General features: G+C 46.8%; 14 protein-coding genes and 1 pseudogene. 6 read left to right on the top strand and 9 right to left on the bottom strand.

The features are described 5' to 3' along the window. Nucleotides 1–89: 89 nt before the first annotated feature. Nucleotides 90–236, top strand: a complete 147-nt coding sequence (locus DCM90_RS09995) for a hypothetical protein (protein ID WP_165815225.1) — start codon at nt 90–92, stop codon at nt 234–236. Nucleotides 237–537: 301 nt separating this feature from the next. Further along, nucleotides 538–2,172 carry a peptide ABC transporter substrate-binding protein gene (locus DCM90_RS05740; RefSeq protein WP_109250374.1) on the top strand — a complete coding sequence of 545 codons (1,635 nt, stop codon included), beginning with the start codon at nt 538–540 and terminating at the stop codon, nt 2,170–2,172. On the opposite strand, the gene DCM90_RS05735 is transcribed toward DCM90_RS05740, so the two are convergent. Continuing rightward, a complete protein-coding gene (locus DCM90_RS05735) occupies nt 2,166–2,606 on the bottom strand; it encodes a MerR family transcriptional regulator (protein WP_109250373.1) in 441 nt (146 codons plus the stop codon). The genes DCM90_RS05740 and DCM90_RS05735 overlap by 7 nt on opposite strands. A gap of 113 nt (nt 2,607–2,719) precedes the next feature. Here DCM90_RS05735 and DCM90_RS05730 point away from each other — a divergent pair, with 113 nt between their 5' ends. The 3 genes from DCM90_RS05730 to DCM90_RS05715 all read left to right on the top strand — a co-directional run bounded on the left by DCM90_RS05730 (nt 2,720) and on the right by DCM90_RS05715 (nt 4,737). Further along, nucleotides 2,720–3,766, top strand: coding sequence for an NAD-dependent epimerase/dehydratase family protein (locus DCM90_RS05730; protein WP_109250372.1), 1,047 nt, complete (start codon nt 2,720–2,722; stop codon nt 3,764–3,766). A 345-nt stretch (nt 3,767–4,111) separates the two neighbouring features. Beyond that, nucleotides 4,112–4,303: a type II toxin-antitoxin system HicA family toxin gene (locus DCM90_RS05720; protein WP_109250371.1), complete on the top strand. Its 192-nt coding sequence runs from the start codon at nt 4,112–4,114 to the stop codon at nt 4,301–4,303. Between the two features lie 50 nt (nt 4,304–4,353). After that, complete coding sequence (locus DCM90_RS05715) at nt 4,354–4,737, top strand: type II toxin-antitoxin system HicB family antitoxin (protein ID WP_109250370.1); 384 nt, start codon at nt 4,354–4,356, stop codon at nt 4,735–4,737. A gap of 140 nt (nt 4,738–4,877) precedes the next feature. On the opposite strand, the gene DCM90_RS05710 is transcribed toward DCM90_RS05715, so the two are convergent. From DCM90_RS05710 to DCM90_RS05675, 8 genes and pseudogenes are all read right to left on the bottom strand, one after another. Beyond that, nucleotides 4,878–7,097 carry an alpha-galactosidase gene (locus DCM90_RS05710; protein WP_109250369.1) on the bottom strand — a complete coding sequence of 740 codons (2,220 nt, stop codon included), beginning with the start codon at nt 7,095–7,097 and terminating at the stop codon, nt 4,878–4,880. A gap of 138 nt (nt 7,098–7,235) precedes the next feature. Then, nucleotides 7,236–7,511 (bottom strand): hypothetical protein, encoded by a 276-nt coding sequence (locus tag DCM90_RS05705; RefSeq protein ID WP_109250368.1) that lies wholly within the window; start codon nt 7,509–7,511, stop codon nt 7,236–7,238. A gap of 443 nt (nt 7,512–7,954) precedes the next feature. Further along, nucleotides 7,955–8,359, bottom strand: coding sequence for a hypothetical protein (locus DCM90_RS05700; RefSeq protein ID WP_109250367.1), 405 nt, complete (start codon nt 8,357–8,359; stop codon nt 7,955–7,957). Continuing rightward, complete coding sequence (locus tag DCM90_RS05695) at nt 8,356–8,568, bottom strand: helix-turn-helix transcriptional regulator (RefSeq protein WP_109250366.1); 213 nt, start codon at nt 8,566–8,568, stop codon at nt 8,356–8,358. The genes DCM90_RS05700 and DCM90_RS05695 overlap by 4 nt, the downstream gene beginning before the upstream one ends. A gap of 102 nt (nt 8,569–8,670) precedes the next feature. Continuing rightward, nucleotides 8,671–9,204 carry an LbetaH domain-containing protein gene (locus DCM90_RS05690; RefSeq protein ID WP_109250365.1) on the bottom strand — a complete coding sequence of 178 codons (534 nt, stop codon included), beginning with the start codon at nt 9,202–9,204 and terminating at the stop codon, nt 8,671–8,673. A gap of 20 nt (nt 9,205–9,224) precedes the next feature. Then, nucleotides 9,225–10,124 (bottom strand): alcohol dehydrogenase catalytic domain-containing protein, encoded by a 900-nt coding sequence (locus tag DCM90_RS05685; protein WP_109250364.1) that lies wholly within the window; start codon nt 10,122–10,124, stop codon nt 9,225–9,227. A gap of 325 nt (nt 10,125–10,449) precedes the next feature. Continuing rightward, nucleotides 10,450–11,412: pseudogene (locus DCM90_RS05680) on the bottom strand (alcohol dehydrogenase catalytic domain-containing protein). 85 nt (nt 11,413–11,497) lie between these two features. Next, nucleotides 11,498–12,283 (bottom strand): SDR family oxidoreductase, encoded by a 786-nt coding sequence (locus DCM90_RS05675; protein WP_109250363.1) that lies wholly within the window; start codon nt 12,281–12,283, stop codon nt 11,498–11,500. 119 nt (nt 12,284–12,402) lie between these two features. Between DCM90_RS05675 and DCM90_RS05670 the strand changes: the two genes are divergently transcribed. Next, nucleotides 12,403–12,957, top strand: coding sequence for a TetR/AcrR family transcriptional regulator (locus DCM90_RS05670; RefSeq protein ID WP_109250362.1), 555 nt, complete (start codon nt 12,403–12,405; stop codon nt 12,955–12,957). Nucleotides 12,958–12,970: the final 13 nt, after the last annotated feature.

Raw genomic sequence — 12,970 nt, 5'->3', positions numbered from 1 at the left:
CTAAGTATAGCAGGGGTTCGCCTAAGTTCTAGACTATAAATTGTTGGGGGGATATGAGATAATGAGGTTGAGGATGGGGAGGTCATTTAATGGCAAGCTTAATTTTTGGAATCGAAGTCGTGGCCATTTTGCTGTGGCTATTTTGGGGTCAAACCTCGGTATGGTCCGCAATTGTCGGCGTGGTTGTCATTATTTTAGTGTCCCAGTTAGCCCACCATTTTCTGCGTGCCCGGTGATCCATTTTGGGTTTGGGTTGACAACCTGAACCAAACCCGTTATTTTTAGTTTAAGCTAAAAACGAGAGGAGTTGACCTGATCATGATGACGCAAATGAACCACAACATGAAGAACACCTTGGCATGCTGTCTTTGTTCAGCATGTCTATTTTGCGTTGCATCAGATCAGGTTAACTCAGTAAGCTAATTAAGGATCGGCCGAATTAATTAGTCTAGTGAAAGACCCTATCTCTGCAACCAAACAGTTGCGGGGTAGGGTCTTTTTTCGTGGATAGCAAACCATTTTAAGGAGCGGGTTCAAATGAAGAATAAGATTGCGTTAGGTGCCATTATTGCTGTGTTAACGGGGGTTCTAGCAGCATGTGGCCAATCACAGTCTAACGGGGGACAAAAACAGGAGCTTAACTTGGCCGAACAAACGCCATTAAGTACGATTGATTTATCAAAGTCTACGGGGTACGGCCAATCGGGAAACCTCTATGAGGCGTTCTACCGGCTAGGGAAGAACGGCCGCTTAGATCCCGGGTTGGCTCAATCTGAATCTACAACCAACGGGGGCAAGACCTATACGTTTAGGCTGCGATCGAACCTTAAATGGAGTAACGGGGACGAGTTAACCGCCCAGGACTTCGTTTACTCGTGGCGGCGAACTTTGACGCCCAAAACTAAGGCTCAGTACGCCTATCTGTTTTCGGGCATTAAAAACGCGGACGCCATTAACGCGGGAAAGCGGGCTCCTGAAACCTTAGGAATTAGTGCCCCGAATAAGCGGACGGTGGTCGTTCAATTGGAGCGGCCCATCGCCTACTTTAAGCTGTTGATGGCTTACCCGCTGTTTGCGCCCCAGGATCAGAAGGTAGCGGAAAAATACGGGGACAAGTACGCCACTAAGTCCCAGTACACCGTCTATAACGGTCCGTTTAAGCTTGAGGGCTGGTCGGGAACCAATAATAGTTGGCGCTACGTTAAAAATAATCAGTACTGGGATAAGAACCAGGTCAAACTGCAGAAGATTAACTACTCCGTGGTGGCTAACCCAACTACGGCCCTAGAATTATTCCAACAAAAGAAGCTCAGTCTTGCGCAGCTTTCGACTGAACAGGCCCGCAATTACCAGACGAACCCGGACTTTAAGGAATATCCGTACGCGATGATGACCTACTTGAAGTACAACTTCAAGAATTCGAATTCAGCTGCCCATCAAGCAACCAATAACCAGAACGTTCGGCAGGCGATTTCGCTTGCGGTTAATCGATCCCAGCTTTCTAAGAAGGTGCTAGGGATTAAGTCGGCGGTGCCAACCGGATTTGTCCCGAATAAGTTAGCCTACGCACCGAAAACCCACGAGGATTTCTCTAACGCACAACGGGTGGAAAACGCGGTTGATTTCGACCCGCAATTAGCCAAGCAGAAGTTTGCTAAGGGGATGAAACAGATTGGGGAAAGCAAGGTCAGTTTAACGTTGGTCACAGCGAACGATGACACTAATTCTAAGACGGTTGGCCAATACTTGAAGGCCCAGCTAGAAAAGAACTTGCCGGGATTAACCATTAATCTACGGGACCTACCGGGTAAAACGCAGGATCAGGAACAAATGAAGGGGAACTTTGATATTTCCCTATCGAGTTGGGGCGCCGATTTTAACGATCCGATGACCTTCTTGAGCTTACCGATGACGGGTACATCGTACAACTACGGCAAATTTAGCGATCCCGTGTACGACAGCTTGATTAAACGGGCCCAGGGCCAGGACGCCAACCATCCAGAGAAGCGGTGGCAGGACTTGGCCCAATCTAGTCAGCGGTTGAACCGGGATCAAAGTTTTACCCCGTTATTTCAAGATGGCACTTCCTATTTACAGGCCAATAACGTGAAAGGCATTGTGCATAATACTGCTGGAACCCAGTGGAACTATAAAACGGCCTACGTTCAGTGAACGGCGTAGGGGTTCTCTAAGTGGTTAGCGCGCTTTTCCTGTTCCGCTAAGTCACGTTCCGCTTGAACGAGGGCCAGGGCGTTTGGATCCTCATACAACGCCAGTTTGAAATCAATGCCCTTAAGGTTTTCGGCGACTTGCCGCTGGTTTTCTAAAACGGCGTCGCGATGGGCAGTCAGCAGCTCCCGCCGGTGATCGACCGTTTGTGGCCCCGCCATGACGTCATCAATGTAGGTGCGGATGGCGCTGATTTTCATCCCGGTGTTTTTTAAACAGCAAATGGTGTGAATGAGGTTCAAGTCGCCGTCGGTAAATTCCCGGTAACCGGACTGGTTACGCGCAACGAAGGGAAGAAGCCCCTCCTTATCATAAAAGCGGAGGGTATAGATGGATAGGCCAGACTTCTCGGCCGCCTGTTTGATGGTATAAGTCAAAATTAATCACCCTTTTTTAAGTGTTTGAGTTGCCCTAGAGTATTGTCGAGGGTTTATGCTAACACCATAAATGAAATTGATTTGAAACGCAACTCATTCATGGGGGTAATGAAATGACCGAAAAAGTATTGGTAACGGGTGGAAACGGATTTTTAGGGTTAAATATCTTAGCCGAATTATTAACGCAGGGGTTTGAGGTCCGGTCCACTTTGCGTAACTTGGATAAACAGGGGGGTGTCGTGGAGACCTTGCAACAAAGCCACGTACCGAACCTTGACCGATTAAGCTTTGCGCAGGCGGATTTATCGAAGGACGCCGGGTGGGATGAAGCGATGCAGGGGATCACCTATGTCCTCAGTGTGGCTTCACCAGTGTTTATGAATGCTGACCATCCGGCAGAAATGGAACGGGCTGCTAAAGATGGGACTCTCTGGATTTTAAAGGCAGCGGATAACGCCCATGTCAAACGGGTGGTGATGACTGCCAACTTTGGCGCGGTCGGGTTTAGCAACTTTGACCACCATTCTATAACCGATGAAGCGGACTGGACTAATCCCGATGAACCGGGATTATCACCCTATGAAAAATCAAAACTCTTAGCGGAACAGGCCGCTTGGCACTATATTCAGCAGTCACCGAGCAACATGGAACTGACCACCGTCAACCCGGTCGCAATTTTGGGACCGGCCTTAGATCACCACGTCTCAGGCAGTTTTGGCGTGGTTAAGGGCGTCGTCGATGGTTCATCCAAACGGACCGTTAATTTAGAATTAAACTTAGTGGATGTCCGGGACGTTGCGGATCTTCACGTCCGGGCAATGACCAACCCGAAGGCAGCCGGTGAGCGGTTTATTGCCAGCGCCGATGGTAAAATTTCGCTACCGGAAATTGGGCGGCTTGTGCAGCAAAAGCGGCCCGCATTAGCCAATCAGGTGGCAACTAAAATCCTTCCAAATTGGCTGATTAGTTTAGCGGCTCCGTTTAACGAACGGGCTAAGGAAGGCAGACTGCTGTTACGGATGAACCGCAACGTTAGCAATCAGAAAGCCAAGCGGTTATTAGGCTGGCAGCCGCAACATGATAACGCTGAAATTGTATTGGATACGGTGGATGCAATGGTGGCAAATGGCATGGTTAGCAATAGCGTGACTAAGAGTTAGAAGTAAAAGGGATTGCCCAAACCGTGGTCATTGCTAGGTGAATGGTTACTTAGTTATAAAATTGAGCAGAAAAACTTAATTTTAACCCTGGTTAGGGCTGGATCACACAAGAACCTGTTAGGAAAGTAAGCCTCAAAATTCAATGATCACTAATCAGACCGGTCACTCATTTCAGTATTTGAATGGGAAAACCGGTCTGATTATGATGGTTAAAATTTTAGTCAGACTAAGGCGGAAAACCGGATTTATTTTAGGAGCGAGGAAATAAAGTTCTGAGATAGATCGTTGATTTATGCGCATTAAGTATGTACAATGAATCTGCCTCATCATTCAGGAGGCCCAGGCATGACAATGAAACCACGTGAAATGGTCCGATTATTGAAGCGACATGGGTTTGTTAAAAAAAGACAAAATGGGTCCTCCCATTTAATCATGGTTAATCCCACAACTCATTGGATGATCCCGATCCCAATCCATGCAAAAGAATTAGGAAAGGGTCTTGAACAACGTATTTTGCGTGAAGCTGGGCTAAAATAAGTAAAACTAAAAGTTGACGTGATGGTCATTAAAAATAAGGGGGGAATACGATGGCAAGTGACACGGTCATTTATCCAGCAATTTTTACCCGGGATGGGGATTATATTTTGGTCCAAATCCCAGATTTGGAGGGGGGTTATACCCAAGGGAATGATCTATTGGATGCGGTCAAGATGGCACAAGATTTAATTGGCAACTTATTAATGGATGAAATCCATTATCCAACCCCCACCGACCCCATGAATTGGGAGTTAAACACCGATGAAAAAGTTGTTTACATTAATACCGACCTTAATTTGTTTCGGCTAAAATATGCTAAACGAGTTCGTAAGAACGTCACGATTCCTGCCTACCTCAACAAATTGGCTAAGCAACAAAAAGTTAATGTTTCCCAGGTCCTAACGGAGGCATTGTCAGAGAAGTTTGGCCTTTAGGGACGACTCGTGATGAAATATTAATAGCCAAATGTAAAACGATGCCCCTAATCAAAATTGATTAGGGGCATCGTTTTACTTCTAGCTGTTTTATGACTTAAAGAGATCTGAATGAGATCCTGTATCAGGTTTACCGTCACTTAGTGGGCGGCTTCCACGACCAACAACCGGGAACTAAAGTCTGCTGATTCCGTAATGGGTTCGTTAATATCGAGTACCTGATCTAGCACCAGTCCGGCGTTCATCAGTTCATCACCGTAGAACGTTTCCGAACTTTGGTTGACCCGATAAGTTTGGTTGGGATCTAATCCTTCGAGGCGCAACCGTAAGTATGCTGGATTAGGTTGGTTCAACGCTTGAAACCGCACGGCAATGGCCGTTTGTTGGTCGGGACTGACACTCTCCCATGCGGTGACGTTGGGATCCGTGGGGTCGCTGAGCCGGTAAAATTGACCAAATTGAAAGAGACGCCGGTAGTGTTTATAAAACTTAACCTGATCCCGAATTTGAACGAGCTCGGTACGTGAGAGTTGGGTAATGTCCAGCTCGTAACCAAAATCACCGAAGTAGGCGGCGTTAGCACGGGTGGTTAAGGACGTGACGCGTCCCGTTTGGTAGTTTGGCACGGCGGAAACGTGGGCGCCCATCATACTAATGGCGTACCCGTAGGAAGTACCCGTTTGAATTTTCAGCCGCTCTAAGGCATCAGTGTCATCCGATGCCCATGCTTGTGGCGCGTAAGCCATCATACCGAGGTCAAACCGACCGCCACCGGAAGCACAGGATTCAAAGAGGACGTTCGGAAAGGCATCAATTAACCGTTGGTACAGTTGGTAGACCCCTAAAATGTAGCGGTGCGGCAGCTCCATTTGCTGGGTTGGCGTTAGCGCCGTACTGAACATTTCCGTGATGTTGCGGTTCATATCCCATTTGATGTAGTCCAACTGGGTATCTGAAATAATGGTACTCATGGCGCTAAAGAGGTAATCCACGACTTCTTGGCGGGACATATCCAGGACATACTGGTTTCGCATTGGCGTCATGTGACGGTTTGGAACGTGAATGGTCCAGTCGGGATGGGTTCGATATAACTCACTGTCTAAGGAAACCATTTCGGGTTCAAACCACAGGCCAAATTGGAGCCCCAGACTATGAATCTGTTGCGCCAGGTGACCAACGCCTTGAGGTAACTTATGGGGATCACTGGTCCAGTCACCTAGTGACGTTGTGTCATCGTTTCTGTGACCGAACCAGCCGTCGTCTAAAACGAAGAGTTCAATCCCTAGATCTTTGGCTTCCCGAGCAAATTGGAGGAGCTTTTCCTCGTTAAAGTTAAAGTAGGTTGCCTCCCAGTTATTAATCAAGATCGGCCGTTCCTGCGTGGCAAAGTGGGGGTTAACCAAGTGCTTTGCGTAAAATTCGGTCAGCTGGTGGGTCATTGTGTTTAACCCGTTGGGGGTGTAGCTGATCACAGCTTCGGGAGTTTGGAATTCGGTGTGCGGGGTTAGCTCCCAGGCAAACTCAGTTGAATTAATTCCCGTCAAAATCCGGGTCGCCCCGTAATGATCGACCTCGATACTTTGCTGGAAATTACCGGAGTAAATGAGGTTAACACTAATGGCTTCACCCGCTTGTTCGGTGGTTTGGGGGCGGGCTAGCAAAATGAACGGATTTTGTTGGGGACTGGAAGCTGCGCGCAAGCTCTCGATTCGCTGGGTCCCCACATGTAAGGGGTGGCGGTTAAAATGACGCTCGCGCGCCCACGCGCCGGAAAATTGAATGAGGTCGTACTCGTGGTCCGGCAGATCTAGCTGACTGCTTTGAGCGTTTAACAGTCGCAAAGTGTCCTCACCATGATTGATAAATCGGGCACTTCGAACAATCACATCTTGGTGGGGGAATACGGTATAGTTCAATTTTACAATGAGTCCGATGGCGTCATCAGCCATGGTCACGACTAACGTCTCCACGTCGTCTCGGCCGTCCTCAAAGCTAGAGGGCAGTCCCGTCAACCGGGCCTTCCCCGTAATCACCTGGGCCTTTTGAAACTGAAGCTGGGTGATTCGGCTTCCGGTTGGTTGTTCCACTTGGTAGGCGGGGTTTCGAAAATCGCCCGTGCCAAGCGAACTATACTCCTGTTTTAATAGTTCCGGCTGAAAGTTCCGGTGATTTTGGTCTAGGTAAGGTGTGACTTCACGACGTTCTTGGTGGGTCAAGTTGGGGTAGGATTTTTGGTGATGAACCCGAGCACCAAAGTAAAGCTGGCCTAGCTCGCCGTTTTCCATAACTTGAAAAATATCGCTGAGGTGATCCGTCTGTAAATGAAACAACTGCGTCTGATGATTGATTTCAATTGACATCGCGTTTACCTCCAATAAATCATGTAATCGGTTACATTAATTATGGTAGTGAACTACGGGGAAAAGTGCAACCGAATTTATGAATTGTAATGAGACAATAAAAAACCGTGACCGAAGTGCGCCACGGCTTAAAAATCGTTAATTTGGTCGGCTTTCCTTCACATCTGTTAGGATCCGGCGGTTAGGGTTTGAATGGTAAGGATCTGAACTTGACCGATAAACGTGAGGTCGATCCTCTTCTTTATTACTATGTTTGGTGCGACGGTTGGAAACGAAGAGTGCAAAGATCCCACCGATAATGGTGGCTGCAAGGGCTAACGGCAGGATATGCCATGCGAGAAATAACACAACTGCAAAAATCAAAAGAGATGCTACAAGGTGCCAAGCACGACGTAAAATTAGGCGAATTGCCAATTCAAATTCCTCCGATTCATTGATTAATTGATCAGCGTATTGTAGTCGCAAATCAGTTAAAATACAAGCAACTTAGCGAGTTTTAAACCCACGCTAAAAGTCTGATAAATTCGTTGCAATTGCGGTTAAAACCGGTTATGATATGGGCAACAATATGAAAGGGGGTGATACTTTTTGAGTACGAATCGTAATCTTAAAGTGTCAGTCTTGCCCCTTAGCGGAGACAAGTTCTGATCACTTCTTAAGAGAGGGCCAGCCAAATGATTTTGGCTGGCTTTTTTTGTGTGCTTTGGAAATATAACCCGGGAAATAGTTAAAAAAGCTTCCGAAGCAGGTCAGATTCTAACCTTCTCCAGAAGCTTTTATTGATTAACCGGCAGCCTGGAGGAGTGAGATCAGATTGCTCTTGGGCATCCGCAGTTATCATAATATTCAGCCATTTTCTAGTTGCTCTTGTTCTCAATTAGGCCAAAAATTTTCCCTAGTAAAATCAACATCAGCCAAAAAATTAAGCAGCATATGGCAATGAGTCCAACGTATAAATTGTTGTTTTGAAGGTGATAAAGCAACATAAAAATCAGGAAAAGCAGTAGACAAGTGGGCTCCATTATAGTCACTACATCATGATCAGTTTTATAAGTTAAAAATTCGTCCCGTTCATCAGCTAGAATCTTCTGGGATCTTTCACTGGCTTGATCTGAATGAACTCCTAACAGCGTGAATAAACATAGAGCAGCTAATAATAGTTCGCTAATGCTACGGAACCAATGAGGCCAATCCAGCAGTGCCAAAATAAGTAAGGTAATAAATAAACCGCCTAAAACTAGTTGTAGCAAAGATCGTTTCATTGTTCGTCCTCCTGGTAGTTACTAAGACAAAATAAGGTCTCGATGGTTGTGTTAAAAAATTGGGCTAATTTATAAGCCAATAAAATTGAGGGCTTATATTGGCCCCTCTCAATAGAAATAATAGTTCGCGTTGTCACACCAATGGTTTCTGCAACCGATTTCTGAGTTAGTTGGCGTTCTAACCGTAACTGTTTGACTAGGTTCGGCATAAAAGGTCATCCTTCTAAAATGAATTGGATAAAAAAGTGAAGTTAGCTTCACGTGAAACTAACTTCACTATACACGATGGGGTTTTAAATGACAACTGGGTTTTATTCCTCAAGTTCCCGTTTGTATCGCTCAATCACTTCCTGACACGCCGAAGTAATTTCCTCTCGGTCCGGCATTTGAGAATAGAAGATCGGGGAGTAGTTGGGGTCCCGGGGTTTTACTTGGTTAACACCGTACGCAATGCTGTTGGCGGGCACATCCTTGGTTATGATGGCGCCGGTGCCGATAACGCTATTGTCGCCAATAATGATGGGGCCAACAACTTTTGCACCGTCCGCGATGATAACGTTACGCCCAATGACGGGATTGCCTAGGTTTTCCCATTGTTGGGTAGTGTGGTTAAACGTTTGGTTGGCACCGATGGTTACGTTTTGGAAAATGACGGCGTGGGCACTAATCTTAGATGCTGCAATGGTGCAGCCCTTACCGTTGTGGGCAAACTGAACGCTAGGATCCATTTGAAGACAGTTGATTTCACAATTATATAAGCTTTGAAGCTGATCAGCGGCCAACTGGCGGGCATTGGGGTCCGATGAAAAACAGTTGAGCTGAAATAATGTGGTAAATGGTGTCATAATGTACCTCCAAATTTAAATTAAAAGGAAACAAGGACCCGGCCCCGGCTATGAGAGTCTTTAGCGTAGTGCTGAGCCTGCTTTATGTCCTGAACGGGAAAAGTTCGGTCGATCGGGGCCCAGAGTTTTTGCGTCGCCAGCTGGGTAATAAACTGGCGGTACTGGTCAGCGTCAAATTCTTCGTGAACAAACTTGAAGGGCTCGGGTCCTTCATAGGCCATCAGGACAATGGAGATAAGGCTTGGGTTTGGACAACGGGATAGCAGCTGGTCAATTAAGGGGCGGCTTCCGGCAATATCAATGATTAAACTATATCCCGAGAGTTGGGGCAGATCTTCCACTTGGTAGGCCGGTTGACCGGGTAGCTGACGATGAAAATAGGCCTGGCTCTGGGGTGAAACAATGGGCCAAAGTGTTTGATTGGGTTCACCTAACAGTTGAATCAGGTAAAGACCAATCACGGAATTGGCTCCCGTAATGATAATGTTGTCAGCCGAACTTTGATCAATTTCATGTTTAAGGGCTAAGGCAGTTCCGGGACCAGCGGTGAGGGCTGCCGCACTGGCATCATCAACGGTATCGGGGAGGGGAAAAATAAAGTCGGGATTTTCCGATAAGATGATTTCACTGTAGGAGCCCGCTGGGTTCATGACTAAAACGCGCTGATTTAAGAGGGCTTGGTCCCGGTTTTTGCCAACTTGGATGATAGTACCCACTCCGCCAATCCCAATGACCCTCGGAAGTTGGGCGGCTTGTTCGTTAGTCGCATGACTGTTAGATTCCCTTTTCCAATCGGTGGGAACAACGGGTAGGGTCTGCATCTGGATAAGAACGCCGTCGTCCGTGAGGGTGGGTTGGGGCATAGAAACAAGTTCTAGCCCGTCAATGCCGGTAAAGTTAGTTTGGATAATGGATTGCATATGGTTCTCCTTAAAGGGTGCGAGAGTGCTGAAAAATTAATTCAAGGTGGAACTATACACGCTTTTTTGAAATAAATCAACGTGTTGATACTAATTTAGATACAATATGTTATTAAAAACAAAAGGAACCGTGCTATAAGTCCTCTTCGTCCGAAACCCCTCATCTAAAGTACGGATGCCTTCGTGCCAGTAGTGACGTGACATTAGGCAAGTCAAATTAAAATAAAGATCATCCCAAAGCACGAACAACGGACGTTCGTCTTACGGGATGATCTTTATTTTGCAAGGCTCAAACGGCTAATGTCACAGCCTTTGTCTAAGAACTTTATTCATCTTGATTTAAAACCACAACTTTTCCAAAGCTTTGGCTGCTATCCAAGAAATCTTGGGCGGCCGCGGTTTGGTTCAAAGGGAAAAACTTTGTGGGGGTGACATCAACGGGTGCCGTTTCAATGAGGCGAAGCAGATCATTAACCATGGTTTCGTTGACGGTATCTGAGGAAAAGCTAGTGAGGTAGGAACCGGAAGGGAAATCGCCAATGGGGTTAAATTCTGGAACCGTCCAGATCCCCCCTAATTCACCGGTTACGCATAGGAGACTGTCCAGGTGAAGGTGTTAGGCGGAATCTAATAGGGTGGCGGGACCGACCAATTCTAAGAGTTTATCGTAGGTGGCGTCAGTTAGCAGGGTACCATCCTGTTCAAAAATAACGTGGTCGAAACCAGCGTCTAAGAGGGCTTGCCGCTTGGCCTTTTTACGGGTGGCCCCCGTAATCGTGATCTCGGGATGCAGAGCCTTAGCCAGTTTTGCCGCAGCTACCCCAACTCCACTGGAGGCGCCCCGAATCAATAAATGATCGTGATCCTGCAACTGTAAGGTAAGCAGGGATCCGTAAGCGGTGGCGTACGTTTCAGGAATTGCGGCGAGTTCCGCCCAACTCAACTCGGTGGTGACGGGATAAATCTGCCGGTTAGGAATGAGGGCGAACTCGGCGTAGCTGCCATCAAATGCCCGGCCCATTTCTCCCATTAAGGTCACCACTTTTTGCCCCACCGGTAATCGATCAGGGTCGGTTGTTTCGGAAATGACGCCTACCCCTTCAATTCCTAAGATTCGGGGAAACTGAACGCTAGGTGACCAACCGTTACGCGTAAAAATTTCGGACCGGTTAATTCCGAACCCCTTAATTTGAATGAGGGACCAACCTGGTTTAACGGCGGGGGTCGGGACTTCCCGTTCCTCTAAAACGTCTGAATTTCCGGCGTGACTCACAACAATGGCTTTCATGAACTCATCTCCAGTTTTAGTGTAAGGTCATTTTATGCTTTTTTGGTTGGGTTAACACCCATTCAGCCACTATTGAAATGAGAATTTAAAGTCCCTCGGGAAAGTAAGTTGATAGCATCTGACGAGCCATTTGGTGCTCTGCTTCATCCGGATTAGTTTGGCCAGCTTGACGCATTTGTGCGGCAAACCCAGCGTTCACTCGAATACTGTCAGATTCGATTCCTTTAACGGCTTCATCCACGAGATCCGTTAATTTCATGTTGTTAGGAGCGTCGGCCGTTATACTAGACTCTAAGTTAGTTTCAGCAACTAATGGCGGTACTAATTCCATCACATGAACGTGGGTATCACCCGCATAGTCTAACTGCTCACGGAGAGCATCGGTAAACATGTGGACACCAGCCTTTGTGGCGGAGTAAATGGGATGGGATGCTGCGCTCAAGTTTGCTAGTCCGGAACTGACGTTAACAATAAGGGATTCCGGCTGGGCAATGAGTTGGGTGAGGAAGGTTTTATCCATGTTAATTGTCCCAATGAGGTTAGTTTGGATTTCAGCGGTTAAGTTGTTCGCATCGAGTTGATCGTCGAGTAGATCGTAGGGCCGCATAATACCCGCTGAATTAATAACAACGTTTAAGTTGGGGTAGTTAGCCGTTACCCAGGTCTTAAGTGACTTTACGGACTCAAGGCTGCTGACATCAACCGTTCGGCCAATCAGATTGGGATCCGAGTCAGCAAGCGCGGTTACCGTAGATTGAGAGCGGCCCGTAATAATCACTGTATTAGTCATTTGCTGCAGCTGACGGGCTAGTCCTAGACCGATACCGGATGTTCCACCGGTAATTAAAATGGTTTGATGAGTTAATTTCATAGTAAGAGCCTCCAATGTTTTTTGAAAAAGTTGCAAAAATAAATAAACGTAACTTTTGATCAGTTTAACACCAAAGTTACTAATGTCAAATAAAGTAACTTTGGTGTTATAATGAAGCTATGACAAAACTAACAAATACCCTAATTTTAGATACGGCCGCTCAACTGGTCGAACAGCACGGGGCCGCTGACGTTACATTGGCCGATGTCGGTGAAGCGTTGGGGACAAGCCGGGCTGCGCTATATAAGCACTTTAAAAATAAACAGGATTTGTGGACATCCCTATCGTTGTATTGGTTGGATCAAGTGTTAGCCGTTATTTTTCCGTTTGACACGTCCGGTTATTCGAGTCAGGCAGATATTGCCCATGATTGGTTGTGGGCGCTGGCGAACGCTAAAATTCAGACCAACCAAAATGATCCGCAGATGTTCAAATTATATACGGACTACATTGATGGAAATCCAGAAGTCCTCGCCATTCACCTGCAGGATCTCACAAGTAGCTTGGCAGCGGCGTTAAAGACGGACGACCTTATCCATGTCCAAGCCTTACTGCAGGCGTTTACCTACTTTACTACTCCCGCATTTGCCACCGATTGGGGTGAACATACAAGGGACCAGTTTGAGGCCATTTGGCAGTTGATTGCACCTAGCTTTGAGACTTTGATGAAATAAAAAGGAATCATCC

Origin of the sequence: Levilactobacillus bambusae (assembly GCF_003124125.1) — a bacterium.
Classification (GTDB): Bacteria; Bacillota; Bacilli; order Lactobacillales; family Lactobacillaceae; genus Levilactobacillus; species Levilactobacillus bambusae.
The sequence above is the reverse complement of the archived record's forward strand: the minus strand, read 5'-3'. Positions and strand labels throughout refer to the sequence as shown.